We start from the raw sequence: 24539 nt of genomic DNA on the forward strand, positions 1-24539 counted from the left end.
TCTCCTCAGGCCAGCGCGTGCCGGACGTCGGTAAAGACGTGCATGTCGACCTCCGACACATCGGGGTATTTTGCGTTCAGCGCGTAATCCACGGCGTCGGCGGCTTCGGCCCTGATCTCGGCGTTCACCGCCTCCAGCGCGTCATCCGACGCGATGCCTTCCGCCACCAGCCACGACCGGAACCGGATGATCGGATCGCGGTTTTCCTTCCAGTCCTTCTCCTCTGCCCTGGAGCGGTAGTAGTCACGGTTGATGTCGCCCACGTGGTGCCCGTGATAGCGGTAGGTCATGAGCTCGATGAAAAACGGGCCGTCGCCGGTGCGGGCGCGGGCCACCAGTTTCTGGGCCAGATCATTGACCGCCAGCACGTCCTGACCATCGACCTGATGCGCTTCGATACCGAAGGCCTCCGCACGGGCAAGGATGGACCCGGCGGCAATCTCGTCAGTGCGGGTGTATTCCGAATAGCCGTTGTTTTCACAGGCATAAATCACCGGCAGGCGCCACAGGGCGGCCATGTTCATGACCTCGTACATCAGCCCCTGCGCGGTCGCCCCGTCGCCGAAAAAGCAGACAGTGACATCCTCGGTACCCAGCAGTTTGGCGGTAAATGCCGCGCCCGTGGCAATACCCATCGACCCGCCCACGATCGCATTCGCCCCGAGGTTCCCGTTCGACTGATCGGCAATATGCATCGACCCGCCCTTGCCGCGGCAATAGCCTTCTTCCTTGCCCAGCAGTTCGCAGAACATCTCTTTGAAATCCGCCCCCTTGGCCACGCAATGGCCATGGCCGCGATGGGTCGATGTGATCTTGTCGGTGACGGTCAAGGCTTCGCAGATGCCTACCGCCACGGCCTCTTCACCCGAATACATATGGGTCAGCCCCGGCATCTTGGCCGACAGGTACAGCTGGTTGGCGTTGTCCTCGAAGGTTCGGATGCGCACCATCTGGCGATACATGCGCAGGTAGTCTTCGGAATTGGTCTGCTTGGCGGGGCTCATATGCATATCTCTTCGGAAAAGAGCCCGGCCCCGAAAGGCCGGGCAGTCTCAGGGAGGTCAGTAGCGATTGGCGATTGGCAGGTCTTCGGCGGGGAAAAGGCTGATCACCTCGCAGCCGGCCTCGGTCACCACCACCTCTTCCTCGATCCGGGCCGCCGAATAGCCGTCGGCGGCGGGGCAATAGGTCTCCAGCGCGAAAACCATGCCGGTCTGAATCTCCATCGGATGATCCAGTGACACCGCCCGGCTGATGATGGGCCGCTCGTGCAGCGCCAATCCCAGCCCGTGCCCAAACTGCAGCCCAAAGGCCGAATCCTCATCCGGAAACCCGAATTCCTCCGCCCTGGGCCAGACCTCGGCCACCTTGTCGGTGCTCACCCCCGGTCTGATCATCGCGATGGAGGCATCGATCCATTCGCGCGCCTTCACATAGGCATCGTTTTGCGCAGGTGTCGCCCGGCCGATGTTGAAGGTCCGGTAATAGCAGGTGCGGTAGCCCTGATAGGATTGCAGGATGTCAAAGAACGCCTGATCGCCGGGCCGGAAATACCGGTCGGTGAAGTTATGCGGATGCGGGTTGCAGCGCTCGCCGGAGATTGCGTTGATCGCCTCGACATCGTCGGACCCCATCTCGTAGAGCATCTTGTTGCTGAGCGCGACAATATCGTTTTCGCGCACGCCCGGTTTCAGCTCTTCGTAGATCATGTGATAGACGCCATCGACCATGCTGGCCGCCTGGGTCAGTAGCTGGATCTCGTCCCAGTTCTTGATCTCGCGCGCCGCCAGCATGATCTGCTGGCCGTCAACGACATTGATGCCCTCTTCCTTCAGCGCGTGGAACATCGCGGTTTCCGCATAATCCACACCCACGGGCATATCGGCCATCCCCGCGTCACGGATCAGGCCCGCGATTTCCCGGGCATATTTGCGCATCAGGCCGAATTCCGGCGGGATCGTGCCGCGCATGCCCACCACCCCGGCCCGGCAATGCTCCGGCACCAGCCAGTCGGAAAACTTCTTGTGGTGCATCGCGGCAGAGCCGAAATCCCACACGTAGGGGGCGTCATCGCCGGTCAGCAGGCAGAAACGGCACATCTTGTCGCGTTCCCATTCGCCGATCTTGGTGGACGAGACGTAGCGGATGTTGTTCACGTCGAACAGCAGCAGGGTGCCGGCGCCGGAGGCCTGAAGCGCCTGCCGCGTGCGCGCCAGCCGGTAGCGGCGCAGACGGTCATGGTCGATCCGGCGTTCGAAATCGACCGATGTATGACCCCAGGCGGGCAGACGCCCCTCCCACTGCCAGTTGGGTTCAAGGTCCTGCGGGGTCAGCAGGTTCGGCATCAAGGCACGTGACATGTGAAAATCCTGTTCGGGGCGGGCACCTGCCGGCCGGATATGTGAAACTGGTTGACGGGCGGGTCAGCACCGCGCCGGCAGGGTCACTGGATGCACCAGCCACCATCGATGTGGATCATCTGGCCGGTCATGTAGTCGCTGTCGTCACTGGCCAGAAACGAGGCGGTGCCGACGATGTCATCGGGATAGGACACCCGCTTGATCTGCAGCGCGTCGCGAACGATGTCGTCATAGGCCTGCCCTTCCCGCTCCTTGAAACCGATGTCGACAAGGTCCTTGTCGAGCTGTTCCCAAAGCGGGGTGACAACGACGCCCGGCGCATAGCCGTTGACCGTGATGCCATGCTCGGCCAGCGCCACGGCCCCGCAATGGGTCAGGGCGAGACAACCGTATTTGGAGGTACAATAGACCGTTACATCCACCAGTGGCTTGCGCGAGGCGATGCTGCCGACATTGATCAGCTTGTAGGGATGCCCTTCCATCGGACCCTGGGCAATCATCCGACGGGCGGTTTCCTGCATACCCAGCCACATCGCCTTGGTGTTGACGTTCATGATCATGTCCCAGTTGTCTTCGTCGATATCCATGAAGAACCGGGGTTTGTTCAGGCCCGCGTTGAAGACGCCCACGTTGATGCTGCCGAAATTGTCGACGGTTGCATCGACGGCAGCGGCATTGTCCGCGCGTTTCGTGACATCCATACGGACCGCAATCGCCGAGCCGTTGCCCTTGGCATTGATCCCCTCGGCAACGCTTTGCGCCTTGTCCTGATCCAGGTCACCGATGCAGACATTGGCCCCCTGGGCGGCAAAGGTCTCGGCGTTGGCCTGGCCCATGCCGCGCGCGGCACCGGTGATCAGAATATTCTTACCTTTCAGGCGATTGGGGTCCATGGTTTCCTCCTCGGTGTTATTTTTGTCGATTGTCGTCAAGCGTGGCATCCGCGCGTTCCTGCGCCCGCCGCAAGGCGTCGCGCGGGGGGACGATCCCGCGCAGCATGTCATGCAGTTCCTCGCCGCAGATGCGGATCACCTCGCTGATCTCCGGCACCGGTGGGCGCGGCCAGAACTGCAACTCGTCCCGCCACGACATCGCGTCCACAGCCTCGAATATCGGCGAGGCGCGGCGCACCTCCGGATCGGCGCCGACGGAGTAGCGCGGGTTGGTGCGGCTGCCATTCTGGACATAGAGTTTCTGCGCCTCGGGCGAGGTGAACACGCGCAGCGCTTCGGCTGCGGCGGCCCGGCGGTCCCTGGGCAGGTTGGCCGGTATGCCCATCACGTAACCGCCCACCGGCGCCACCGGCGTGGCTCCCGGCCCCGCCGGGTGCGGCAGGAACCCGGTCTGCCCGAAGGCGGGCGACGCGGGGTCGCCTTCGAAATACGGGGCGAGCAGCGTATAGCCATATGCCATCGCCACATTACCGGCGGCAAAGGGGCGAATACGCTCGTACCATGACATCGACAGAATATCGGGCGGCGAATATTTCAGCAGCTCCATCAGGTATTCGGCGGCCAGCAACCCGGTTTCGGTGTCGATGGTGAAGCGATAGCCGCCGCGGTCCAGCTGTTCGGTGTCAAAGCCCCCGGCGATCTGGTGCAAGTCCACGATCGGTTGTCCGAAATCCGACAGGGTGGTCAGAAACGTGTGGCCCAGCGCGGTGCCCCGGGCGGCGTTCCACGCGATCCCGTAGCGCCCATGGTGCGGGTCGTGCAGCGCTTTGGCCGCGCTCAGCAACGCGTCGGTGGTGGCGGGCGGCTCCAGCCCGGCATTGGCGAACCGGTCACGCCGGTAAAACAGCAGCTCCGGCGTCGTCTGGGCCGGAACGCCGTAGGCGCGGCCGCCCCAATGGGCCGCCTTCCAGCCCGCGGTATGGAAATCTGCCGGGTCCAGCCGCGCAATATCCATGACCTCGTCCAGCGGCAGCAACACGCCCTTCTCGACGAATTCACCGATCCACGGCAGATCCACGGCGATGATGTCGTAGCGGCTGGTCGGCCGCTCGGCGTTCTTCAACGCCTCTTCGCGCAGCCGGTCGATTGAAAAGGCGCGTTGCTGGATCTGCGCGCCGATCACCTGTTCGAACTGCCGCTTGAGGGTTTCCATCACCATGAAGGTCGGATCGCCATGCACCAGAACCCGCACACCGCCCGACAGCTTCAACGGCTCGCCAAGCACCTGGAGCGGCGGGATGGACTTGGTCGCCATATAGGAACCGCCGAAATAGTAGTCCGCGGATTCGGCGCGCATTTCACTGGCGCCGAATTCGATCTCGGCCAGACGCCGGACGCGCGCCGAGAGCTGCATCCAGCCGTCAAACAGCAACTCGCTCGGATGCAGCGAGAAACTCTTGCCCGAGCGGGTGCGCGGACGCTGTTCGATCAGCCCGGTTTCGATCATCTCCTTCACGCGGCGCGAGGCCGTGGCATAGGGGATATGCGATGCCGAGATCAGCGAGGTCGGCGTGACCGTCTTGCCCTCGATATGATTGCGGATCAGGAACAGGGACATCAGGAAGAAGGGGTTCGGCGCAAAGACCTCGATCACGTCTTCGAGTTCTTCGCAGAAGCTTTCCAGAAACGAGATCACCTGCAGCATTTCGATCCGGTCGCGCGGCGAGACTGTCTGAAATGTCAAAGCTGAGCCGTCCATAGGTCTGTACCGTTTTGCATCCCGGTCGGGGGGGTGCGCCGGGCTTGGCGCATTTTTGTTCGATTTGGACAAATTCGATTCGGTCATGTTGCCCTCTCCCTCAAAATGTTCAGAATGGCCGCGGACCAGTATTGCTTAGATATCCGATCTGGACACCAGGATTCTCAAATTGGATATTTTCGGGGGATTTCAGCACACCGGATTTCGCCACCCTGTCGGAGCCAATCCGATCAACGGATAACGATTCCCGCGGAGGAGAGCCGGGAATTGGCAGAACAAGAATGTTACCCGGGAGGAAACACTATGAATATCCGCACGACTCTTGCTGCAACCTCTGCCCTGGCCATGACGGCTGTCGGCGGATCGGTCGCGGCCGAAACGATGACCATCGGCATCACCCAGAACAACGTGGGTGTCGACAGCTATCAGACCACCTACGAGAAAGCGTTTATCGCCGCTGCGGAAGCCAACAGTAAAGTTGATGTCGTGGTTCTGGATGCCGGCGGCGATGTCGCGCGCCAGATCGCCCAGATGGAAGATCTGATCCAGCAGGAAGTTGACGCCATCATCATCTGGCCCACCAATGGCGAAGCCGTCATTCCTGCGGTGCGCAAGGCAAGCAAGGCCAACATCCCCGTGGTTGTGACCAACTCCAACATCGCCGAGGCGGGCTTTCCTTTCGTCGCGTCCTTCTCCGGCCCTGACAACATCACGCAAGGATCGCGCTCGGCGGAAATCATGTGTGACAAGTTCAAGGAAATGGGCATCGAGAACGAGGCCCGCGTGGTGCAGATCTCCGGCCAGCCCGGCTACACGACAGCCATCGAACGCCAGAAGGGTTTTGATGACCGCCTGCCCGAGGTCTGCCCCAACGTGACGCTTGTCGAAACCCAGCCCGGTGACTGGAACCGCGAGAAATCCCAGAAGGTGATGGAAGCGTTCCTCGTCAAATATGATGACATCGACGGCGTCTATTCCGGCGATGACAACATGGGTGTCGGCGCGCTGAACGCGGCAAAGGCTGCGGGCCGTGACGGCATCATCTTTGTCGGCGCCACCAACTTCGCCGTCGGCTACGAAGCGATGGAGCGGGGCGAATACTGGGGCTCGATCTACCAGTCTCCGGTCGACGATGCCAAGGCCGCGCTGAAAACCGCGATCGAGACGCTGGAAGGCAAGGAACTGCCCTTCCTGAACTACTTCGACACGCCGAAGATCACCCAGGACAACATGGGCGACTTCACCAAGCCTGTTTTCTGAGGCTCTCCCGTGATGCGTGGGGCCGTCGGGTCCCGCGCATCCATTTCCCAGGAATTGCCAAGCGAGGGAGGAACCCATGGGTCGGGTCTCTGGACGGTCCTGCATTGTCACGGGTGCTGCACAAGGCATCGGGCGCGCCATTGGCGAGGCGTTGCTGGATGAAGGCGCCGACGTTTGTTTTGCCGACATCAACGGCGAGAAGGTCGCCGAGGTGGCACTGGCGAACACAGATCGGGCCCGCGCGAACGGCGGCAGGCTGACGCACCGGGCGGTCGATGTCACCGATCGCGATCAGGTCTGCGCCATGATCGGTCACGCGGTCGGGGTGTTTGGCAAGCTGGACGTGAAATTCAACAATGCCGGTGTCAACAAACCGATGAATTTCCTCGATGTCACGAACGAGAACTGGCATTTCATCATGGGTGTGAACGGGCTGGGCTGCATGATCGGCATGCAGGAAGCCGCCCGCCAGATGATCGCGCAGGGCACCGGTGGCAAGATCATCAACACCGCCTCGATCGCCAGCCGCCAGGGGTTCGACAACGTCGCCCCCTATTGCGCCTCGAAATGGGCCGTGGTGTCATTGACCCAGTCGGGCGCGCGCGATCTGGCCAAACACGGCATCACCGTGACCGGTTTTGCGCCGGGCGTGGTGGACACCGAGATGTGGGAGGAGGTCGACCGCGACCTGATGGAGATCGGCGCGGCCCAGCGCCCGGGGCAGGCAATGGAGGAGTTTTCCGCCGACATCCTGAAAGGCCGGGTCGCGCAACCGGATGACATAACCGGCACAACGACATTCCTCGCGTCAGCGGACAGCGACTACATGACCGGCCAGATCGTGATGATCGACGGCGGCATGACGCTGGTCTGAACGCGGGAGACGGATAAGACTGCCCTGCGGGGAACAGCTTCGACACAGCGGAGCGAGGGAGTATGGGATGGCACAGCTGACGAAATCTGACATCGGGGGTTTTCTGGCCCGACAGGGCATCCTTGTGGCCTTCGCCGTCTTCATCATCGGGTTCACTCTCGCGAACCCGCGGTTTCTTGACCCCGATAACATCATGGGCGTGATCCGCTCCTCCGCCATTCTGGGCGTGATGGCGCTGGGGGTTACCTTCGTGGTGATCAGCGGCAACCTCGATCTTTCCGTCGGGTCGATGATGTCCTTTTCGACTATCGTTGTGCTGGATCTTCACGACAAGCTCGGGCCGACACTGGCGATCCCGGCAATGTTCGCGATGACCTTATGTCTCGGTGCGCTGATCGGGTTTCTGGTGGGCTACCTCAAGCTCAACTCACTGATCGTGACGCTGGGTATGCTGTCGGCGATCCATGGCCTGACGCTGACCTACTCCGGCGGCAAGAACATGGACATCGCCGATAAGGAGGGCACGTGGTTCAGTGTCTTCGGGCAAGGCGACGCCCTGGGCATTCCCGTGCCGATCCTGCTCTTCGTCCTGCTGGCGGCCTTTCTGGGCATCGTGCTGGCGAAAACGCCCTTTGGCCGCAAGGTCTATGCGGTGGGCGGCAACGGGGTCGCCGCGACATTCTCGGGCATCCGGCGGGCGCGGGTCGTCTTTACCTGCTATCTCGCCTCCGCCTTCTGCGTCGCAACCGCCGGCCTCCTTCAGGCCAGCCGGTCCATGGGCAGCCAGAACACGGTGGGCCAGGGGCTGGAGCTGGAGGTGCTGGCCGCCGTCATCCTGGGCGGCGCGTCCCTGCTCGGCGGCTCCGGCACGATCTTCAAGACCGTCATCGGCGTGCTGATGCTGGGGTTCATCCAGAACGGTCTGCTTCTGGTCGGGCTGCAGTTCTACGTCCAGTACGTGGTGACCTGGGTGATCATCATTCTGGCCGTCTGGCTCGATATCGCCGCCAAGCGCGGCACACTCTGGTCACCGATCGCGTAGGGGGAACCGACACATGCAGGCTGGCACACTGAGCACTTTTCTCAAACGCGGCGCGATCTGGGGCTTCATCCTGTTCGAGCTGATCTTCTTCAGCGTCGCGGGCGCATTCCTGTCCCTCAGCGACAAGGCGTTCATGGACCTCGACAACATGCTGCGGCTGTTCAAACAGTCCGCCCCCATCGGGATCATCGCGATGGGCATGACCATCATCATGATCAACGGCAATATCGACCTCAGCGTCGGAGCCACCTTCGCGCTCTGCGCCATTGTCCTGCTCGACAGCCTGACATGGCCGATCTTTGCCGGGCTGGGCGACTGGGTGATCCCGGTGTCCTGGGCGCTGGCGCTGCTGACAGGCGTCTTGCTGGGGGCGATCAACGGGCTGATTGTCTGGAAGACCGGGGTGGATGCCTTCATCGTGACGCTGGGGTCCATGCTGGGCTACCGCGGGCTGGTCTTCATGTACAACGGCGAACAACCCACCAGCCACCTGAACTGGACACTGGTGGATTTCGCCGAGACGCAGTTCCTGGGCCTGCACACCGCCACATGGTTCCTGCTGGCCGTGACCCTGGTGATCTGGTTCCTGATGACCCGCACCATTCACGGCCGCAACGCCTATGCCATCGGCGACAACCGCGAAGCGGCCGTGAATGCCGGCATCCGGGTCGGGCCGCACATGATGATCAACTTCATGATCATCGGCTTTCTGGCCGCCCTCTCCGCCGTGGTCTTCTATTCCGAAAGCGGCTCGGTCAACCCCAACGACGGCGAACTTTACGAGCTCTGGATCATCACCGCCGTGGTGCTCGGCGGCACCAAGCTGACCGGCGGCGCGGGTTCGGTGATCTCGACCTTCGGCGGCGTGCTGGCGATCCAGCTGCTGCGCAAGGGTCTGGGCCATATCGGCGCGGATACCTCGACCGTGAACCTCGTGATCGGGCTCATCCTGATCGCCGTGCTCTACCTTGACCGGCAACTGAACCGCAAAGGCGCAGAGGAGTTGAAGATATGACCGGGCAAACCCCCGCCCTGCGTCTCGAAGGGATCGTCAAGACCTTCCCCGGCGTGCGCGCGCTCGATGGCGTGTCCTTTTCCGTCATGCCCGGCGAGGTCCACGCCCTGATGGGCGAAAACGGTGCCGGAAAATCCACCCTGATGAAGGTTCTCGGCGGTATCTACCAGCCCGATGCGGGCCAGATCCTGATCGAGGAGGCCCCCACCGTCATGGCCTCCCCGCTGGAGGCCAAGGCCAAGGGGGTTGTCTTCATCCACCAGGAACTCAGCCTTGCAGACGAGCTGTCGGTTGCCGAGAATGTCTATCTGGGCGAGTTGCCACGCAAATCCTTCGGACGCGTCGACTGGGACAGGCTCTATGCGGATACCGAAAGAATTCTCGACCGGCTGAAGGTCGGGTTCACCCCGCAGACCCTCGTGGGCGATCTGTCGATTGCCAACAAGCAGATGGTCGAGATTGCCCGCGCCCTCACGGTTGATGCCAAGGCGGTGATCTTCGATGAACCCACCGCCTCGCTGACCGATGCCGAAAAGGATGTGCTGTTTGAGGTCATCGCCGACCTCAAGGCGCGCAACGTGGGCATCATCTACATCTCGCACCGGATGGAAGAGATCTTCCGCATCACCGACCGGGTCAGCGTGCTGCGCGACGGCCAGCATACCGGCACCGCGATCACCGCCGATACCAACGAGGAGGCGGTGACCCAGATGATGATCGGGCGCAAGCTCGACCTGTCGCGCAACGTCGCGCACCACGAATTGGGCGACGTGGCCCTTGAGGTGCGCAACCTCAGCTGCGGCCACCTCTACAAGGATGTCAGTTTCAAAATCCGGCGCGGCGAGGTGGTGGGTTTCTACGGGCTTGTCGGGGCGGGGCGCACCGAAATCGCGGAAACCCTGTTTGGGTTGCGCGACCCCTCTGCCGGGCAGATCCTGCTTGATGGTCAGGCGCTGCGCATAACCTCCCCTACCGACGCGATCGAACGCGGCATCTCACTGGTGCCCGAAGACCGCAAGGGCCAGGGCCTCGTGCTGGGCATGAACTGCCGGGACAATATGACCCTGCCGCAGGTCGACGATCTCAAAGCCGGGCCTTTCGTCGCCGAAGGCGCGGAGGTGGCGATCTTTGACCAGTATCGCGACCGGCTGGATATCCGCACGCCGGGCTGGAAGCAGCTTGTCGGCAACCTCTCGGGCGGCAACCAGCAGAAGATCGTGATCGGCAAGTGGCTCAGCATGCACCCCAATGTGCTGATCGTCGATGAACCGACCCGCGGCATCGACGTGGGCAGCAAATCCGAAATCCACAACCTGATCCGCGACCTCGCAGCGCAGGGCTACGCGGTAATCGTGATCTCCTCGGAAATGCCCGAGGTGCTGCATGTGGCAGACCGGATTTACGCTCTCTTCCAGGGGCGGATCACCCGCGAGTTCACCTCCGAGGACGTGACCGAGGACAGCCTCGTGCGGGCGATCTCGGGGCTTGCCGACAACGGCGGGGCGCAGGTGGCATGAGGCGCGCGGGCTTTGCGGGGCTGGGGCGCATGGGTCGCCGGATGGCGGCCAATTGCGCGCGAGCGGGCCACGATGTGACGGTCTGGAACCGCAGCAGCGGGCCCGCGCAGGCCTTCGTTCAGGCGGCTGGCGGGCGTATCGCGGACACGCCGGCGGTGCTGTCCGGCCAATCGGATGTCGTGATCACCATGCTCGCGGATGATGCGGCCGCCCGGTCGGTCTATTTCGGTGAGGGCGGGCTCATCGCTGCCCCCGGTGCCCGCCTTCTGGTCGAAATGGGCACGATGAGCCCGGCGCTGGTCACGCAGATTGCGCAGGCGGCAGCGGCGGCGGGCAAGCGGTTTGTCGATGCCCCCGTCTCCGGCGCCACCAATGCCGCCGAGCAGGCCACCCTGCTGATCATGGCCGGGGCGGACAGCGATCTTGCCCCGCAGCTTGCGCCGCTCTTTGACGCGATGGGGCGCAAGACCATCTGGCTGGGTCAGGTCGGCGCCGGCGCGACGATGAAACTGGCGGTCAATATGCTGATCCACGGTATGAACCAGACGGTCTCCGAGGCGCTGTGTCTGGCCGAGAAGGCGGGCATCGCCACCGACCGCGCCTTTGACGTGATCGAAAATTCCGCCGCCGCCGCACCGATGCTGAAGTTCCGGCGTCCGATCTACCTCGATGAGGCCCGCCACGAGGTGACCTTCACCGTCGCCCTCGCCCGCAAGGATGTGGGGCTGGCGCTTGATCTGGCCCGGCGTACAGGCGTGCCGCTGCCGCAGACCGAAACCACCTACCAGGTTCTGAAGGCCGCCGAAGCGCAGGGTTTCGAAGCCCGCGACATGGCCGCCATCTTCAACTACATGCGAGGAAACACCGAATGAAGGCAGCATTGTTCGTCGGCGGCTGGCAGGGTCACGCCCCCACACAATTCAGCGACTGGTACGAAGCGCTGCTGCGCGACAACGGGTTCGAGGTCGATGTCTACGACACGCTGGAACCGCTGGAGGATCCGGCCGCCCTTGCTGATCTGGACCTGATCACGCCGATCTGGTCCTCCGCCCGGTCCGGCCACAAGGACAAATACGGCAATATGACTAAGCCGCAGGAAGACGGCTTGCTGCACCTTGTCGGCAACGGCTGTGGCCTTGCGGGATGGCACGGTCACATGGGCGATGCGTTCCGCGACCGCCCGACCTATCATTTCCTGATCGGCGGCCAGTTCGTCGCCCATCCGCCGGGCTGGCCCGACAATCTGCAGCCGCGCGAGGATTACATCGATTATGACGTGACGATCTGCAAACCGGACGACCCGATCGTTGAAGGGATCAGGAGCTTTCGGCTGACGACGGAGCAGTATTACATGCTGGTCGATCCCTCGAACGAGGTGCTGGCCACCACCACGTTTTCAGGCGACCACCTGTGGTGGATCGAGGGTACTGTGATCCCGGTCATCTGGAAACGCCGCTGGGACAGGGGCCGCGTCTTTTACTGCTCCATCGGTCACGAACTGGACGATTTGAAGGTCCCGCAGGTGACCGAAATCATCCACCGCGGCGCCGTCTGGGCGGCCGAGGGCAAGGCCCGCTAAAGCGGTCAGGCTGACTTTGCCGCCGCTTTCTGCACCGCCTCCGGGGCGGCCCGCCGTGGGCCGCAAAGATCGCCGCCGGCTTATGGGGCATGACCCGCGGGCTGGTGCCGGGTGCCGCGTGACACCTCCCTGCGATCCCAAGGCGGACGGTCCGGTTTCCAATGCCCCCCGCCCGCTGCCCCGGTCACGCACTCCTGCGCGTGTCTGTCAGGCGATCTTGCCCCGTTCCCCGACACGGCCACTCACTAAATTTCTAAACAGATTTTGCGCCGCTCATTCATGAAATGAAGACGGGTTTATTGCAGCTTGCGCCGGATATTTCAGTTTACGACGAGTTCAGGTATGAGACCAGTTTCATCAGTTTCGTTCAGGCATTTTGCCAGGGTGTTTGCCATACCGATTGCTTTCTTTCTGTCTGCAATCATTACGTGGCCCATACTGGCCGAGATGGAGCTATTCGAACGGTTTTACGCCTACAGCCGCGCGCATGAAGACTGGGATCTGGACGAGCTTGTCTTGCTTATCGGCAACCTGACGATCGCCCTGATCTTTTCAATCCTGTTTCAATGGCGCAGGTTAAAAAAACTCACGGCAGAACGCGAGATGCAGCGGCAGCGCGCGGAAAAAAATGCACGCCACGACCCGCTCACCGGGCTGATGAACCGTCGCGCCTTCACATCGGCGCTTGAGAAAATCTCAGACCCAGCCTCCAGGCCGAAGGACCGGGTCATTGCTATGGTCGATCTCGACAGGTTCAAACCCGTAAATGACCTTTATGGTCATGCGGCAGGCGATGCGACCCTTCAGACGGTTGCGCAAAGGCTCAGCGACGAGGTCGGTTCCGACGGTATCCTGGCGCGTCTCGGGGGGGATGAATTTGCAATCATCTATGAAGGCACCATCGACACCAATCAGGCAGAACGTATATCCCGGCGTATCCTGCACAGGATGGAAGAGGCCGTCGAGTTCGAGGAATGCCGGATTTTCATCAGCAGCAGCATCGGGCTAGTGAAATGGAACACCGCGACGCCCTGTGCCGAAGCGGTGCGCCGGGCAGACAAGGCACTATACACGGCAAAGAAAGAAGGCCGCGGTCAATTCGCCTGGTATGATGCGGAGCTGGACCGGCAGTCGCATGCGCGGGCGGAAATAGAATCCGACCTTCGCGAAGCCATTCTCAACTGCGACATCGAGCCATGGTTTCAACCGATCATCCAGATTGAATCGAACACGCTGACCGGTTTTGAGGTGCTGGCGCGCTGGAATCATAAATCGCACGGTCAGATTCCGCCCAGTACCTTCATCACCATTGCGGAGGATAGCGGCCAGATCGGCAATCTTGGTCTGAGCATCTTGCGGCAGGCGTGTTTGGCAGCCAGCCACTGGGACCCGAAACTCACCATTTCGTTCAACGTCTCCCCTTACCAGTTCCACGATCCGCAACTCGTGGATCAAATCAAGGAGATCGTCAGCGAGTGCGACTTTGACGCAAGACGGCTGACCATCGAGGTTACGGAAAGCTCCGTCATCAATGATTTTGAGGTGGCGCGGGCAAAGCTGGATGCGTTGAAGAACATCGGTGTGGCGGTGGCGCTTGATGATTTCGGCACCGGCTATTCCAGCCTGGCGAGCCTGCGGCAACTGCCCTTTGACCGGATCAAGATTGACCGGAGCTTCGTCACCAACATCGCGGCGGAACCGCAAAATCAGAAAATCGTTTCAGGCATTATGGCGCTGGCGAGCGGGCTTGAGCTTGATGTCACCGCCGAAGGCATCGAATCGTCTGATGATCTCAGTTATCTTCAATCGCTCGATTGCTCATTGGGCCAGGGGTTCCTGTTCGAAAAAGCGGTCCCTGCCAAACAAATTTCCTGGCTGCTGGAATCGAAGTGGATCGACCGGCATGTCGATCCGCTGGACCGGGGCATCGAGCCTCCCAAAGACCTTCGCGACGCGGGCTAGCGCCGGGTCGCATGTTGCGGGGGCACGCGTGCCACGGGCTGGCGCCCTCCCCAGACACCCCGGCAGGTGGTGTCATTCCCTTGCAGGCGCGGCCCTTGGCACCGGCGCGGCGGCGGGCGGTTTTGCGCCGCAAGGACGACGTTTACCTTTTGGTATCAAAGCCAGCCGGGCGCTGCGTTAACCTGCCCCGCAGCGCACAGCCGGTGCACAACTGGTGTACGGTTCGTGCACGGGTGGTGCAACGCCCAATGGCCTTGTTTTGCGGGCGTTAACCGGCGGGTCGCGGGTTTGCGTGGCCACCCCCCACCGGGCGTTGCGCCGGGCGCGGGGGGTCAGATGGTCTCACCGGCTGCAAGCCGCTCCAGGAAGGCCTCCGCTTCGCTCAGCACCGTCTCGCGCTTTTCCGCATCCATCCGGTCCCATGTCCGGTACATGTTGCCCATGCGCGCATTGTTTTCGAACCGGTCCCGGTGGCGGTCGAGAAAGTGCCAGTAGAGCAGGTTGAACGGGCAGGCCCCCTCGCCTGTTTTCCGGCTGACCGCATACGCACAGCCCTTGCAGTAATCCGACATGCGGTTGATGTAGGCGCCGCTGGAGACGTAGGGTTTGGAGGCAATGATCCCGCCGTCGGCGAACTGGCTCATGCCCACCGTATTGGGCGCTTCGACCCACTCGAAAGCATCCATGTAGACGGCCAGATACCAGCGGTGAACCTGCGCCGGGTCGATCCCGGCCAGAAGCGCGAAATTCCCTGTGATCATAAGGCGTTGAATATGGTGCGCATAGGCCTCATCGCGGGTCTGTTCCACCGCTTTTGACAGGCACCGCATATGCGTTTCGCCACCCCAGAAAAGGCCGGGCAGATCGCGGTCGTGGGCCAGCACATTCCGGTCGGTATAGTCCGGCCCTTCGAGGAAATAGATGCCGCGCATGTATTCGCGCCACCCGATGATCTGACGGATGAACCCCTCGGCAGCGTTGATCGGCACCTCGCCCGCGGCATAGGCCGCCGCCACCTTCTCGCAGACCTCGCGCGGGTCCAGCAGACCGATGTTGATATAGGCCGAGATCACCGCGTGGTAGAGAAACCTGTTCTCCGCCAGCATCGCGTCCTGGAAATCCCCGAACTTCGGTAAAGCTTTGGAAATAAAGTGACTTAACGCCCGCCGCGCCTCGCCTTCCGAGGTCGCGAACCAGAACGGGCGCAGCCTGCCGAAGTGTTCGCCAAAACGTGCCTCCACAAGGTCCAGCACCTCTTCCACAGTCTCGTCGGGGGTGAAGTGCATCGGGCCGTTGAAGTCCACGTCATCCGGTGCCGGTTTGCGGTTCTCGTGGTCGAAATTCCACCGCCCCTCCACCGGGTCGTCACCGTCCATCAACAGGCCGGTCTTGCGCCGCATCTCGCGGTAGAAATACTCCATCCGCAGCTGTTTACGCCCTTCGGCCCAGCCCTCAAACTCCTGATGTGACGCGATAAATCGCGCGTCGGGCAGAATGCGCGTCTTGATCGGGGCATGCTTGAGCTTGCTGATCAACCGCCATTCGCCGGGCTCGGTCACAAGCACCTCGGATGCCCCTGTCTCCTCGGCGCGGCGCAAGAGTTCCCCAACGATGGACCCGGCATTCCCGGTATCGTCCAACCGCGTGTAGCGCACGTCCCAGCCATCATCGGCAAGGGTCGCCGCGAACTTGCGCATCGCGGCAAGGACCAGCGCGATTTTCTTGGGATGATGCTGCACGTATCCGGTCTCTTCCGTGACCTCCGCCATCACCACGATATCCGTCTCAGGATCCGCCTCGCGCAACGCGCTCACCCCGCGGCTGAGCTGATCGCCAAGCACCGGCACAAGGCGGCTCACCACGGCACCGCCTTGCCCGCCCAGTCGAAGAACTGGCCGGTGTCATCCGGTGCCAACCCCTCTATAACATTCAACAAATTCTGCGCCGCTTCTTCGGGCGGCACAGATGGATGCCGACCCAGGTATTTCTCGGTGAAGGGCGTGGCCACCGTGCCGGGGTGCAGCGCCACGCAGATCGATTGCGGATGCGTCCGGCTGAGTTCGATGGAGGCCGTGTGCACGATCTGGTTCACCGCGGCCTTGGCGCTGCGATAGCTGACCCATCCGCCTATCCTGTTGTCGCCGATCGATCCCACGCGGGCGGACAGAACGGCAAAGACCGCGCGCCTGTCGCGCGGCAACAGGTCGGCAGCATGGCGCAGAACCAGGGCAGGCCCCAACGCATTGACGGCAAACTGGTCCATCATCGCCGCGGCAGTTACCGACCGGATGGATTTCTCCGGGGCTGCTCCGTCGATCTCGAGCGCGCCGGTGGCGACGAGCACCAGATCGAAACTTCCCTCCGTTCCTTCCAGATGCTTTGCCACCGCGGTTTCTTCGGTGATCTCGAACCCATCGGCCGAACGCGACAGCGCCACCACCGTTTCACCGCGCGCACGACATGCCTTTGCCGCTGCTGCACCCAGACCGCCGGAAGCCCCTATTATCAAAACTCTTTTCATCCCCAGCGATCTAGCTGAGCGAAACATCGCTTCAAGGTTCAAAAGCCCTTCGCGCGCCGTGTTTGTCTCAAAAAACCACCTTCCCATTTCCGCCGGGGCGGGTATAAACAGGCGCATGGCACCGGTTTTTCATATACCCACCTGCCCGCGCTACTCTTTGCGCCCTGCCGCCGCTCTGCTGCTGCTAACCCGCCTCTGAGCGTGCCTGTCGGCGCGCCCGCTCAGAGGGATGTGCAGCGCGCCATGAAAACAGCAGAAAATTGAAAGAACCAGACATGACAGATAAAGCCAAACAGGACCGTGTCCTGATTTTTGACACCACGTTGCGGGACGGCGAGCAATCGCCCGGTGCGACCATGACACATGCCGAAAAGCTGGAAATTGCAGGACTTCTGGACGAAATGGGCGTCGACATCATCGAAGCCGGTTTCCCGATTGCCTCCGAGGGTGACTTCGCCGCCGTTTCCGAGATTGCCAGGCAAACGCAGAATTCGGTGATCTGCGGGTTGGCCCGGGCGCAGTTCGGCGACATTGATCGCTGCTGGGAAGCGGTGAAACACGCCAAGCGCCCGCGTATCCACACGTTTATCGGCACCTCGCCGCTGCACCGCGCGATCCCGAACCTGGACATGGACCAGATGGCCGAGCGTATCCACGAAACCGTGACCCATGCGCGCAATCTGTGTGACAATGTGCAGTGGTCGCCGATGGACGCGACCCGTACCGAGGAGGATTACCTTTGCCGCGTTGTCGAAATCGCAATCAAGGCCGGGGCCACGACGATCAACATTCCCGATACCGTTGGCTATACCGCCCCGCGCGAATCCGCCGAGCTGATCGCGATGCTGTTGCGGCGTGTTCCCGGCGCGGATGAGATCGTCTTCGCGACGCACTGCCACAACGATCTGGGGATGGCCACGGCCAACAGCCTCGCTGCCGTCGAGGCCGGTGCGCGGCAAATCGAATGCACGATCAATGGCTTGGGCGAACGTGCCGGTAACACGGCCCTCGAAGAGGTCGTGATGGCCCTGAAGGTGCGCAATGACATCATGCCGTACCAGACCCGCATCGACAGCACCAAGATCATGAACATCTCGCGCCGCGTCGCGACCGTGTCCGGCTTCCCGGTGCAGTTCAACAAGGCCATTGTCGGCAAGAACGCCTTTGCGCATGAGAGCGGTATCCATCAGGACGGGATGCTCAAGAACGCCGAGACCTTCGAGATCATGCGCCCCGAGGACGTGGGCCTGTCCGAGACCAACCTGGTGATGGGCAAACACTCGGGCCGGGCCGCGTTGCGTTCCAAACTGGAAGACCTCGGGTTCGAGCTGGGCGACAACCAGCTCAAGGATGTTTTCGTGCGGTTCAAGGAGCTGGCGGATCGCAAGAAGGAAATCTACGACGATGACCTGATTGCCCTGATGCGCACCTCCTCCGATCCGGAAAACGACCGGTTAAAGCTGAAATCTCTCAAGGTGGTGTGCGGCACGGACGGACCGCAGCAGGCCGACCTCGTGATGGAAGTGGATGGTGTGGAGAAAGCCACGACTCAAACCGGGGACGGACCGGTTGACGCCTCTTTCAACGCGATCAAGGCACTGGTGCCGCATACCGCGCGCCTGCAGCTCTATCAGGTGCATGCGGTGACCGAAGGCACTGACGCACAGGCGACAGTGTCTGTGCGCATGGAGGAGGACGGGCGCATCGTGACCGGCCAATCAGCCAGTACCGATACGGTTGTTGCCTCCGCGCTGGCCTATATCCATGCGCTGAACCGCCTGCTTGTGCGCCGGGAAAAAGGCGGCAAGGACAAGCCAGAGATCAGCTACAAGGACGTCAGTTGATGTAATCCGATAGCTTCGGGCGACGCATCCCCCCGCTGCTCGGGGGATGCCTTCCGACCGATGCTCCGCCGATCGGCCCCGCAAGACTTAACCGCGGGCGTAGACACGACCGGAACGCAAAAGCAACATGCTGCCCACATCATTGTTAACGCCTCTTTCACCTTAACTCGCCTATGCCTATAAGGGGTCAAAAGCCCGCCTCGCAGGAGTCGCGGGCCAAGAGAAATTCGAGCAAGGTTAAGCGGCAATGTTTGATAAAATTCGCGGGCTATTTTCATCTGATATGGCCATCGACCTCGGGACGGCCAATACGTTGGTCTACGTGAAGGGCCGGGGCGTGATCCTGTCGGAGCCTTCGGTGGTCGCGTATCACGTCAAGGATGGTGTCAAGAAGGTGCTTGCCGTGGGTGAAGACGCCAAGCTGATGCTGGGCCGGACCCCCGGCAGCATCGAGGCGATCCGCCCCATGCGTGAAGGGGTCATCGCTGATTTTGACACCGCCGAAGAGATGATAAAACACTTCATCCGCAAAGTGCACAAACGCTCGACCTTTTCCAAGCCGAAGATCATTGTCTGCGTGCCACATGGCGCTACACCGGTCGAAAAGCGCGCTATTCGCCAGTCGGTTCTCAGCGCGGGCGCGCGCCGCGCCGGCCTGATCGCCGAGCCCATCGCGGCGGCCATCGGCGCGGGCATGCCGATTACCGACCCCACGGGCAATATGGTGGTTGATATCGGCGGCGGGACAACCGAAGTCGCGGTGCTGAGCCTTGGTGACATCGTTTATGCGCGGTCTGTTCGCGTGGGTGGAGACCGCATGGACGAAGCCATCATCAGCTATCTGCGTCGCCAGCAGAACCTGCTTGTGGGCGAGACCACGGCAGAACGGATCAAAACCTCCATCGGGACTGCGCGCATGCCCGACGATGGCCGGGGCACATCGATGCAAATCCGCGGGCGCGATCTGCTCAACGGCGTGCCAAAGGAAATCGAAGTCACCCAGGCGCAAATTGCGGAAGCCCTGGCAGAACCGGTTCAGCAAATCTGCGAAGCGGTGATGACAGCGCTTGAAACGACCCCTCCTGATCTCGCGGCGGATATCGTCGACCGGGGTGTCATGCTGACCGGCGGCGGTGCCTTGTTGGGCGATCTCGATCTGGCCTTGCGTGAACAGACGGGGCTGGCGGTGTCCATCGCGGATGAATCGCTCAATTGCGTTGCTCTGGGCACCGGCAAGGCGCTGGAGTACGAAAAACAACTGCGCCACGCCATCGACTACGACAGCTGATTGCGTAAGAATAAACCACCCCTTCTCAGTGGCAGGTCTGCCCTGCCTGACACGGGGGCAGGAGACGCCAAGAAATGGCCAAGGACCGATCGAATAGCAGCGAGTTTACCGGCCCTGTCCGCCGGTTGCTGCTGAGCGTTCTGGTCCTCAGTCTGCTCGGGGTCTTTCTGGTCTGGCGCATTGACAGCCCGAGGGTGGAGCGGTTCCGGGCGCAGGTCACGGATCGGTTCGTGCCCAATCTGGAATGGGCCATGGCGCCGGTCACAGGCGTCGTCAATCTGCTGCAGGATTTTCAAAGCTACCAGCGCCTGGCCGAGCAGAACAGCGAACTGCGCTCTGAACTGCGGCGGATGCAGGCGTGGAAAGAGGCCGCTTTGCAACTGGAGCAGGAAAACGCCCGGCTGCTGGATCTGAACAAGGTCCGGCTTGATCCGCGGCTCACCTATATCACCGGGGTTGTGCTGGCCGACAGCGGATCGCCCTTTCGGCAATCTGTCTTGCTGAATGTCGGTGCCCGGGACGGGGTTGTCGACGGATGGGCCACGATGGATGGTATCGGCGTCGTCGGGCGTATTTCCGGCGTCGCGCAAAACACCGCCCGGGTGATCCTGCTGACGGATGCCTCAAGCCGCATACCGGGCATTATACAGCCATCGGGCCAAAGGGTTATTGTGTCCGGTGACAATACATCAGCCCCGCCTATCGACTTTCTTGAAGACAGCGATCTGGTGCGTCCCGGTCACCGCGTGATCAGCTCCGGCGATGGCGGTGTGTTCCCCGCCGGTCTGCTGATCGGGCAAGTCGCCGCAGATCCCAGCGGCAAGCTGCGCGTGCGTCTGGCGGCCGACTATCAGCGCCTCGAATTCCTGCGCGTCCTGCGCCATCACGGCACCGACCCGGTGTCGGATACGGCGCGGATCATCGGACCGCAATTGCCGGCAGCCCCCCTGATTGCCCAGGAGGAGGTCAGCCAGTGAGCGAGCTTGCCCAGACGCGTTTGTGGACCATGCGGGCGACGTTTGCACTTCTGGTCTGCGTCATCCTTTTCTTTCACTTGTTGCCCTTGGAAACCACGCCCCGGCGTTGGGTTGGGCCAGACCTGCTTCTGGCATTTGCCTGCGCGTGGTCCATCCGCCGACCGGAATACGTGCCAGTCGCGGCGCTGGCGGGACTGTTCCTGCTGGCCGATCTTCTTTTACAGCGCCCGCCGGGTCTATGGGCACTGCTTGCCCTGCTGGGGTGCGAACGCCTGAAGAAACGCGCAAGGGGTCTGAGGGACACCGGGTTTGCCAGTGAATGGTTGAGCGTGTGTATCGTGGTGGCGGGCGTGGCTGTCCTGTACCGCGCCGGATTGATGATCACGCTTGTCGAATTGCCCGCCTTTGGCTTGACCCTGTTCGAGACGATCATGACAATGCTGTTTTATCCGCTGGTTGTTGCCGTGACCCATGGCCTGATGCGCGTGCGCAAGGCAACACCGGGTGATCTCGATGGATCGGGAGGCCGGATATGAGCTTTGCTGAAACGGCTGCGGAGGCCGGCAGATGAAAAAGACACGCGCCGAGACGGATTTCAGTCATCGCCGCATTTCCCGACGGGCCGCGTTGCTGGGCGGGGCGCAGTTGCTGTTCATCGGCGGACTCGCGGCGCGCATGCGGTTCCTGCAGGTCGATCAGGCCGATCAGTTCCGGCTTCTGGCCGAGGAAAACCGGATCAACGTACGCCTCATCCCGCCCTCGCGCGGTGAAGTTTTCGACCGCAACGGTATCAGGCTTGCGCAAAACGCACCGTCCTACCGGATTGTCATCGTACGCGAAGACGCGGGCGACACCGATGCAGTGCTGGAAAAGCTGTCGAGGATCATCGCGCTGGACGCTGAAACGCTTGAGCGCACCAAGCTGGAACTGAAACGGTCCCCGTCATTTCTGCCGGTGACAATCGCCGAGGATGTCAGCTGGGATGACATCAGCCGGGTTTCTGTCAATGCACCGGCGCTGCCGGGTGTGACACCCGAAGTCGGACTTAGCCGCGTCTATCCGCAGGGGTCTGATTTTGCGCATGTATTGGGGTATGTCGGCCCGGTCTCCGACTATGATCTGGAGAAAATTGACGACCCGGAACCGGTTCTGCGCATTCCGCGTTTTCAGATCGGCAAGGTCGGTGTTGAAACCAAGCTGGAACCGATGCTGCGTGGCAGGGCGGGCGCAAAACGCGTTGAGGTCAACGCCGCGGGCCGCGTCATGCGCGAGATTGACCGGCGCGAGGGGACGCCCGGGTCAGACCTGCAACTGACCATTGACGCCAAGCTGCAGGGATATGTGCAGGCACGGCTGAGCGAGGAAAGCGCAAGTGCAGTGGTGATCGACTGCGATACCGGAGATCTCGTCGCCTGCGCCTCGGCGCCAACCTTTGACCCCAATCTCTTTGTGCGCGGAATTTCGGTGAAGGATTACAAATCGCTGACGGAAAACAAATACCGTCCGCTGGCGAGCAAGACCGTTCAGGGGCTGTATCCTCCCGGGTCGACCTTCAAGATGATGACGGCAATGGCAGCGCTTGAGGCCGGATTGATCGGACCGGACGAAACGGTTTACTGCCCGGGCCATCTCACGGTCTCCGGTCGCCGGTTTCACTGCTGGAAACGGGCAGGCCACGGGTGGGTCGACCTGCAGACTTCGCTCAAGCGCTCGTGCGACGTTTATTACTACGACCTTGCAATCAAGATCGGGATCGAGAAGATTTCTGCCATGGCCAAGCGTTTCGGGCTGGGCGTCAGGCACGATGTTCCGATGTCTGCCGTGGCGCAGGGGATCGCTCCGACGATGGACTGGAAGGCCACCAACTACGGGCAGGACTGGCGTGTGGGCGACACTGTAAACGTCTCTATCGGACAGGGCTTTATGCTGGCCTCACCGATGCAACTCGCCGTGATGACCGCCCGGCTTGCCACCGGACGGTCGGTTGAACCACGCCTGATCAAATCCATCGACGGTGTCGAGACGCCCGGGCGCGGCGGTGAAGACCTCGGCATGAACGAGAACAACCTGCGCAAAATGCGCCGCGCCATGAATGCGGTGGTAAATGACAGGCGCGGCACAGCCTATGGGTCGCGCATTATTGAAGATACCATGCGCATGGCCGGGAAAACCGGGACAAGTCAGGTGCGTAACATCACCGCCGCGGAACGGCGTGCGGGTGTGATCCGCAACGAGGATCTGCCGTGGGAACGGCGCGACCATGCCCTGTTCGTCAGCTTCGGGCCCATCGAAGCCCCCAAATACGCGGCAGCCGTGGTTGTTGAACATGGCGGCGGCGGGTCCAAGGCCGCAGCACCCATCGCACGTGATATCATGCTGCAAGCGCTTTACGGCGGCATCCCCCCGCTCGACGCTTACCCTGCAAAAGACCGGGAGCGTATTGACGCGCAGCAGGAGAAGCTGCGCGACATGCAACCGCAGGCCTCTTTCGTCGGGCGGGATCAGGCATGAGTTATTTAGAGTATGCCGTAAAGTCCGCGCCAACCGGCTATCGCAAGATCTTCTATCTGAACTGGCCGGTGGCAATACTGCTTGCCTCTGTTTCCGGGGCCGGGTTCCTGATGCTGTACTCCGTGGCGGGTGGCTCTTTCAGCCCCTGGGCGGAGCCTCAGATAAAACGGTTCGTGATGGGCTTTTTCCTGATGTTGGGCGTGGCTATGGTGCCGATCTGGTTCTGGCGCAGCCTCGCCGGTATTGCCTATCTGATGACCATCGCGCTGCTTGTCGCGGTCGAACTCTTCGGCACCGTCGGTATGGGCGCGCAGCGCTGGATCGACCTTGGGTTCATGCGCCTGCAGCCTTCCGAGTTGATGAAGATCACGCTGGTGATGTTTCTCGCCGCCTATTACGACTGGCTGCCTGCCAAACGCACATCACACCCCTTCTGGGTGATTTTGCCGGTAATTGTCATCATCATTCCGACGTTTCTGGTGCTGCGTCAGCCTGACCTCGGCACCTCGATCCTGCTGCTGGCCGCGGGTGGTGGCCTGATGTTTCTGGCCGGTGTTCACTGGGCGTATTTCGCCGCCGTAATCGCCAGTGCCATCGGGTTGGTGACCGCCGTTTTCCAGTCGCGCGGGACGCCGTGGCAGTTGATCAAGGATTACCAGTTCCGCCGGATCGACACGTTTCTGGATCCCAGTTCCGACCCACTTGGCGCGGGGTATCACATCACGCAATCAAAAATCGCGCTTGGATCGGGCGGCTGGACCGGACGCGGGTTCATGCAGGGCACGCAAAGTCGGTTGAACTTCCTCCCTGAAAAACACACTGATTTCATCTTCACGACGCTGGCGGAGGAGTTCGGGTTCCTTGGGGGCTTCTCGCTGCTTGGGCTCTACGCCTTGATCATCATATTTTGCGTCTGGTCCGCCCTGATGAACAAGGACCGGTTTTCGTCGCTTCTGATCCTTGGCATCGCACTTAATTTCTTTCTGTTTTTCGCCGTGAACATGTCGATGGTCATGGGCATGGCTCCCGTGGTTGGTGTGCCCCTGCCGCTGGTCAGCTACGGCGGTTCCGCGATGCTGGTTCTGATGCTGGCGTTCGGATTGATGCAAAGCGCACATGTGCATCGCCTCAGGTAGT

20 protein-coding genes are annotated in these 24539 nt (G+C 61.6%); 14 read left to right on the forward strand and 6 right to left on the reverse strand.

Annotation, left to right across the window (positions count from 1 at the left end):
• Positions 1-5 precede the first annotated feature (5 nt).
• The 4 genes from KX928_RS00300 to KX928_RS00315 all read right to left on the reverse strand — a co-directional run bounded on the left by KX928_RS00300 (position 6) and on the right by KX928_RS00315 (position 5012).
• Complete coding sequence (locus tag KX928_RS00300; RefSeq protein WP_219497673.1) at positions 6-1004, reverse strand: thiamine pyrophosphate-dependent dehydrogenase E1 component subunit alpha; 999 nt, start codon at positions 1002-1004, stop codon at positions 6-8.
• Between the two features lie 57 nt (positions 1005-1061).
• On the reverse strand, positions 1062-2360 hold the full coding sequence (locus KX928_RS00305) for a M24 family metallopeptidase (protein ID WP_219497675.1): 1299 nt from the start codon (positions 2358-2360) through the stop codon (positions 1062-1064).
• Between the two features lie 83 nt (positions 2361-2443).
• Positions 2444-3253, reverse strand: coding sequence for an SDR family NAD(P)-dependent oxidoreductase (locus KX928_RS00310; RefSeq protein WP_219500004.1), 810 nt, complete (start codon positions 3251-3253; stop codon positions 2444-2446).
• Between the two features lie 16 nt (positions 3254-3269).
• Positions 3270-5012 carry an extracellular solute-binding protein gene (locus KX928_RS00315; RefSeq protein ID WP_257883539.1) on the reverse strand — a complete coding sequence of 581 codons (1743 nt, stop codon included), beginning with the start codon at positions 5010-5012 and terminating at the stop codon, positions 3270-3272.
• Between the two features lie 303 nt (positions 5013-5315).
• Between KX928_RS00315 and KX928_RS00320 the strand changes: the two genes are divergently transcribed.
• The 8 genes from KX928_RS00320 (at position 5316) to KX928_RS00355 (ending at position 14261) form a co-directional block, all read left to right on the forward strand.
• Entirely contained in the window at positions 5316-6272 is a 957-nt protein-coding gene (locus tag KX928_RS00320) for a sugar ABC transporter substrate-binding protein (protein WP_219497679.1), read from the forward strand.
• 76 nt (positions 6273-6348) lie between these two features.
• Entirely contained in the window at positions 6349-7146 is a 798-nt protein-coding gene (locus tag KX928_RS00325; RefSeq protein WP_219497680.1) for an SDR family oxidoreductase, read from the forward strand.
• Between the two features lie 67 nt (positions 7147-7213).
• On the forward strand, positions 7214-8188 hold the full coding sequence (locus KX928_RS00330; protein ID WP_219497682.1) for an ABC transporter permease: 975 nt from the start codon (positions 7214-7216) through the stop codon (positions 8186-8188).
• Positions 8189-8201: 13 nt separating this feature from the next.
• Positions 8202-9203 carry an ABC transporter permease gene (locus KX928_RS00335; RefSeq protein WP_219497684.1) on the forward strand — a complete coding sequence of 334 codons (1002 nt, stop codon included), beginning with the start codon at positions 8202-8204 and terminating at the stop codon, positions 9201-9203.
• Complete coding sequence (locus KX928_RS00340; RefSeq protein WP_219497686.1) at positions 9200-10720, forward strand: sugar ABC transporter ATP-binding protein; 1521 nt, start codon at positions 9200-9202, stop codon at positions 10718-10720. The genes KX928_RS00335 and KX928_RS00340 overlap by 4 nt, the downstream gene beginning before the upstream one ends.
• Positions 10717-11592, forward strand: coding sequence for an NAD(P)-dependent oxidoreductase (locus KX928_RS00345; RefSeq protein WP_219497688.1), 876 nt, complete (start codon positions 10717-10719; stop codon positions 11590-11592). The genes KX928_RS00340 and KX928_RS00345 overlap by 4 nt, the downstream gene beginning before the upstream one ends.
• Complete coding sequence (locus KX928_RS00350; protein WP_219497690.1) at positions 11589-12299, forward strand: ThuA domain-containing protein; 711 nt, start codon at positions 11589-11591, stop codon at positions 12297-12299. Before KX928_RS00345 ends, KX928_RS00350 begins: the two co-directional genes overlap by 4 nt.
• 384 nt (positions 12300-12683) lie before the next feature.
• Positions 12684-14261 carry a putative bifunctional diguanylate cyclase/phosphodiesterase gene (locus tag KX928_RS00355; RefSeq protein WP_219497693.1) on the forward strand — a complete coding sequence of 526 codons (1578 nt, stop codon included), beginning with the start codon at positions 12684-12686 and terminating at the stop codon, positions 14259-14261.
• A gap of 332 nt (positions 14262-14593) precedes the next feature.
• Here the strand turns inward: KX928_RS00355 and KX928_RS00360 are convergent, their stop codons facing one another.
• Positions 14594-16120, reverse strand: a complete 1527-nt coding sequence (locus tag KX928_RS00360) for a cryptochrome/photolyase family protein (protein ID WP_219497695.1) — start codon at positions 16118-16120, stop codon at positions 14594-14596.
• Positions 16117-16782, reverse strand: coding sequence for an SDR family NAD(P)-dependent oxidoreductase (locus KX928_RS00365; protein ID WP_219497697.1), 666 nt, complete (start codon positions 16780-16782; stop codon positions 16117-16119). Before KX928_RS00365 ends, KX928_RS00360 begins: the two co-directional genes overlap by 4 nt.
• A gap of 275 nt (positions 16783-17057) precedes the next feature.
• Here KX928_RS00365 and KX928_RS00370 point away from each other — a divergent pair, with 275 nt between their 5' ends.
• From KX928_RS00370 to rodA, 6 genes are all read left to right on the forward strand, one after another.
• A complete protein-coding gene (locus tag KX928_RS00370; protein ID WP_219497699.1) occupies positions 17058-18626 on the forward strand; it encodes a 2-isopropylmalate synthase in 1569 nt (522 codons plus the stop codon).
• Between the two features lie 247 nt (positions 18627-18873).
• Positions 18874-19914 carry a rod shape-determining protein gene (locus KX928_RS00375; RefSeq protein ID WP_219497701.1) on the forward strand — a complete coding sequence of 347 codons (1041 nt, stop codon included), beginning with the start codon at positions 18874-18876 and terminating at the stop codon, positions 19912-19914.
• A gap of 74 nt (positions 19915-19988) precedes the next feature.
• Positions 19989-20891 (forward strand): rod shape-determining protein MreC, encoded by a 903-nt coding sequence (mreC, locus tag KX928_RS00380; protein ID WP_219497703.1) that lies wholly within the window; start codon positions 19989-19991, stop codon positions 20889-20891.
• Positions 20888-21427 carry a rod shape-determining protein MreD gene (locus KX928_RS00385; RefSeq protein WP_219497705.1) on the forward strand — a complete coding sequence of 180 codons (540 nt, stop codon included), beginning with the start codon at positions 20888-20890 and terminating at the stop codon, positions 21425-21427. The genes mreC and KX928_RS00385 overlap by 4 nt, the downstream gene beginning before the upstream one ends.
• Positions 21428-21458: 31 nt before the next feature.
• The gene (mrdA, locus tag KX928_RS00390; RefSeq protein WP_219497707.1) at positions 21459-23402 is read left to right on the forward strand and encodes a penicillin-binding protein 2; all 1944 of its coding nucleotides are present in this window, start codon (positions 21459-21461) and stop codon (positions 23400-23402) included.
• Complete coding sequence (gene rodA / locus KX928_RS00395) at positions 23399-24538, forward strand: rod shape-determining protein RodA (RefSeq protein WP_219497709.1); 1140 nt, start codon at positions 23399-23401, stop codon at positions 24536-24538. Before mrdA ends, rodA begins: the two co-directional genes overlap by 4 nt.
• The last annotated feature ends 1 nt before the right edge of the window (position 24539 follow it).

This window comes from Roseobacter insulae (assembly GCF_019375555.1).
In the GTDB taxonomy this organism is placed as follows: Bacteria; Pseudomonadota; Alphaproteobacteria; order Rhodobacterales; family Rhodobacteraceae; genus Roseobacter; species Roseobacter insulae.

Excerpts from the sequence above, each read along its gene's own strand:
- KX928_RS00335 (WP_219497684.1), top strand. The coding sequence starts at position 8,202 with ATGCAGGCTGGCACACTGAGCACTTTTCTCAAACGCGGCGCGATCTGG.
- KX928_RS00300 (WP_219497673.1), bottom strand. The coding sequence starts at position 1,004 with ATGAGCCCCGCCAAGCAGACCAATTCCGAAGACTACCTGCGCATGTAT.
- KX928_RS00350 (WP_219497690.1), top strand. The coding sequence starts at position 11,589 with ATGAAGGCAGCATTGTTCGTCGGCGGCTGGCAGGGTCACGCCCCCACA.
- KX928_RS00340 (WP_219497686.1), top strand. The coding sequence starts at position 9,200 with ATGACCGGGCAAACCCCCGCCCTGCGTCTCGAAGGGATCGTCAAGACC.
- KX928_RS00305 (WP_219497675.1), bottom strand. The coding sequence starts at position 2,360 with ATGTCACGTGCCTTGATGCCGAACCTGCTGACCCCGCAGGACCTTGAA.
- KX928_RS00315 (WP_257883539.1), bottom strand. The coding sequence starts at position 5,012 with ATGGACGGCTCAGCTTTGACATTTCAGACAGTCTCGCCGCGCGACCGG.
- KX928_RS00330 (WP_219497682.1), top strand. The coding sequence starts at position 7,214 with ATGGCACAGCTGACGAAATCTGACATCGGGGGTTTTCTGGCCCGACAG.
- rodA (WP_219497709.1), top strand. The coding sequence starts at position 23,399 with ATGAGTTATTTAGAGTATGCCGTAAAGTCCGCGCCAACCGGCTATCGC.
- KX928_RS00365 (WP_219497697.1), bottom strand. The coding sequence starts at position 16,782 with ATGAAAAGAGTTTTGATAATAGGGGCTTCCGGCGGTCTGGGTGCAGCA.
- mrdA (WP_219497707.1), top strand. The coding sequence starts at position 21,459 with ATGAAAAAGACACGCGCCGAGACGGATTTCAGTCATCGCCGCATTTCC.
- mreC (WP_219497703.1), top strand. The coding sequence starts at position 19,989 with ATGGCCAAGGACCGATCGAATAGCAGCGAGTTTACCGGCCCTGTCCGC.
- KX928_RS00310 (WP_219500004.1), bottom strand. The coding sequence starts at position 3,253 with ATGGACCCCAATCGCCTGAAAGGTAAGAATATTCTGATCACCGGTGCC.
- KX928_RS00375 (WP_219497701.1), top strand. The coding sequence starts at position 18,874 with ATGTTTGATAAAATTCGCGGGCTATTTTCATCTGATATGGCCATCGAC.
- KX928_RS00325 (WP_219497680.1), top strand. The coding sequence starts at position 6,349 with ATGGGTCGGGTCTCTGGACGGTCCTGCATTGTCACGGGTGCTGCACAA.
- KX928_RS00345 (WP_219497688.1), top strand. The coding sequence starts at position 10,717 with ATGAGGCGCGCGGGCTTTGCGGGGCTGGGGCGCATGGGTCGCCGGATG.
- KX928_RS00320 (WP_219497679.1), top strand. The coding sequence starts at position 5,316 with ATGAATATCCGCACGACTCTTGCTGCAACCTCTGCCCTGGCCATGACG.
- KX928_RS00370 (WP_219497699.1), top strand. The coding sequence starts at position 17,058 with ATGACAGATAAAGCCAAACAGGACCGTGTCCTGATTTTTGACACCACG.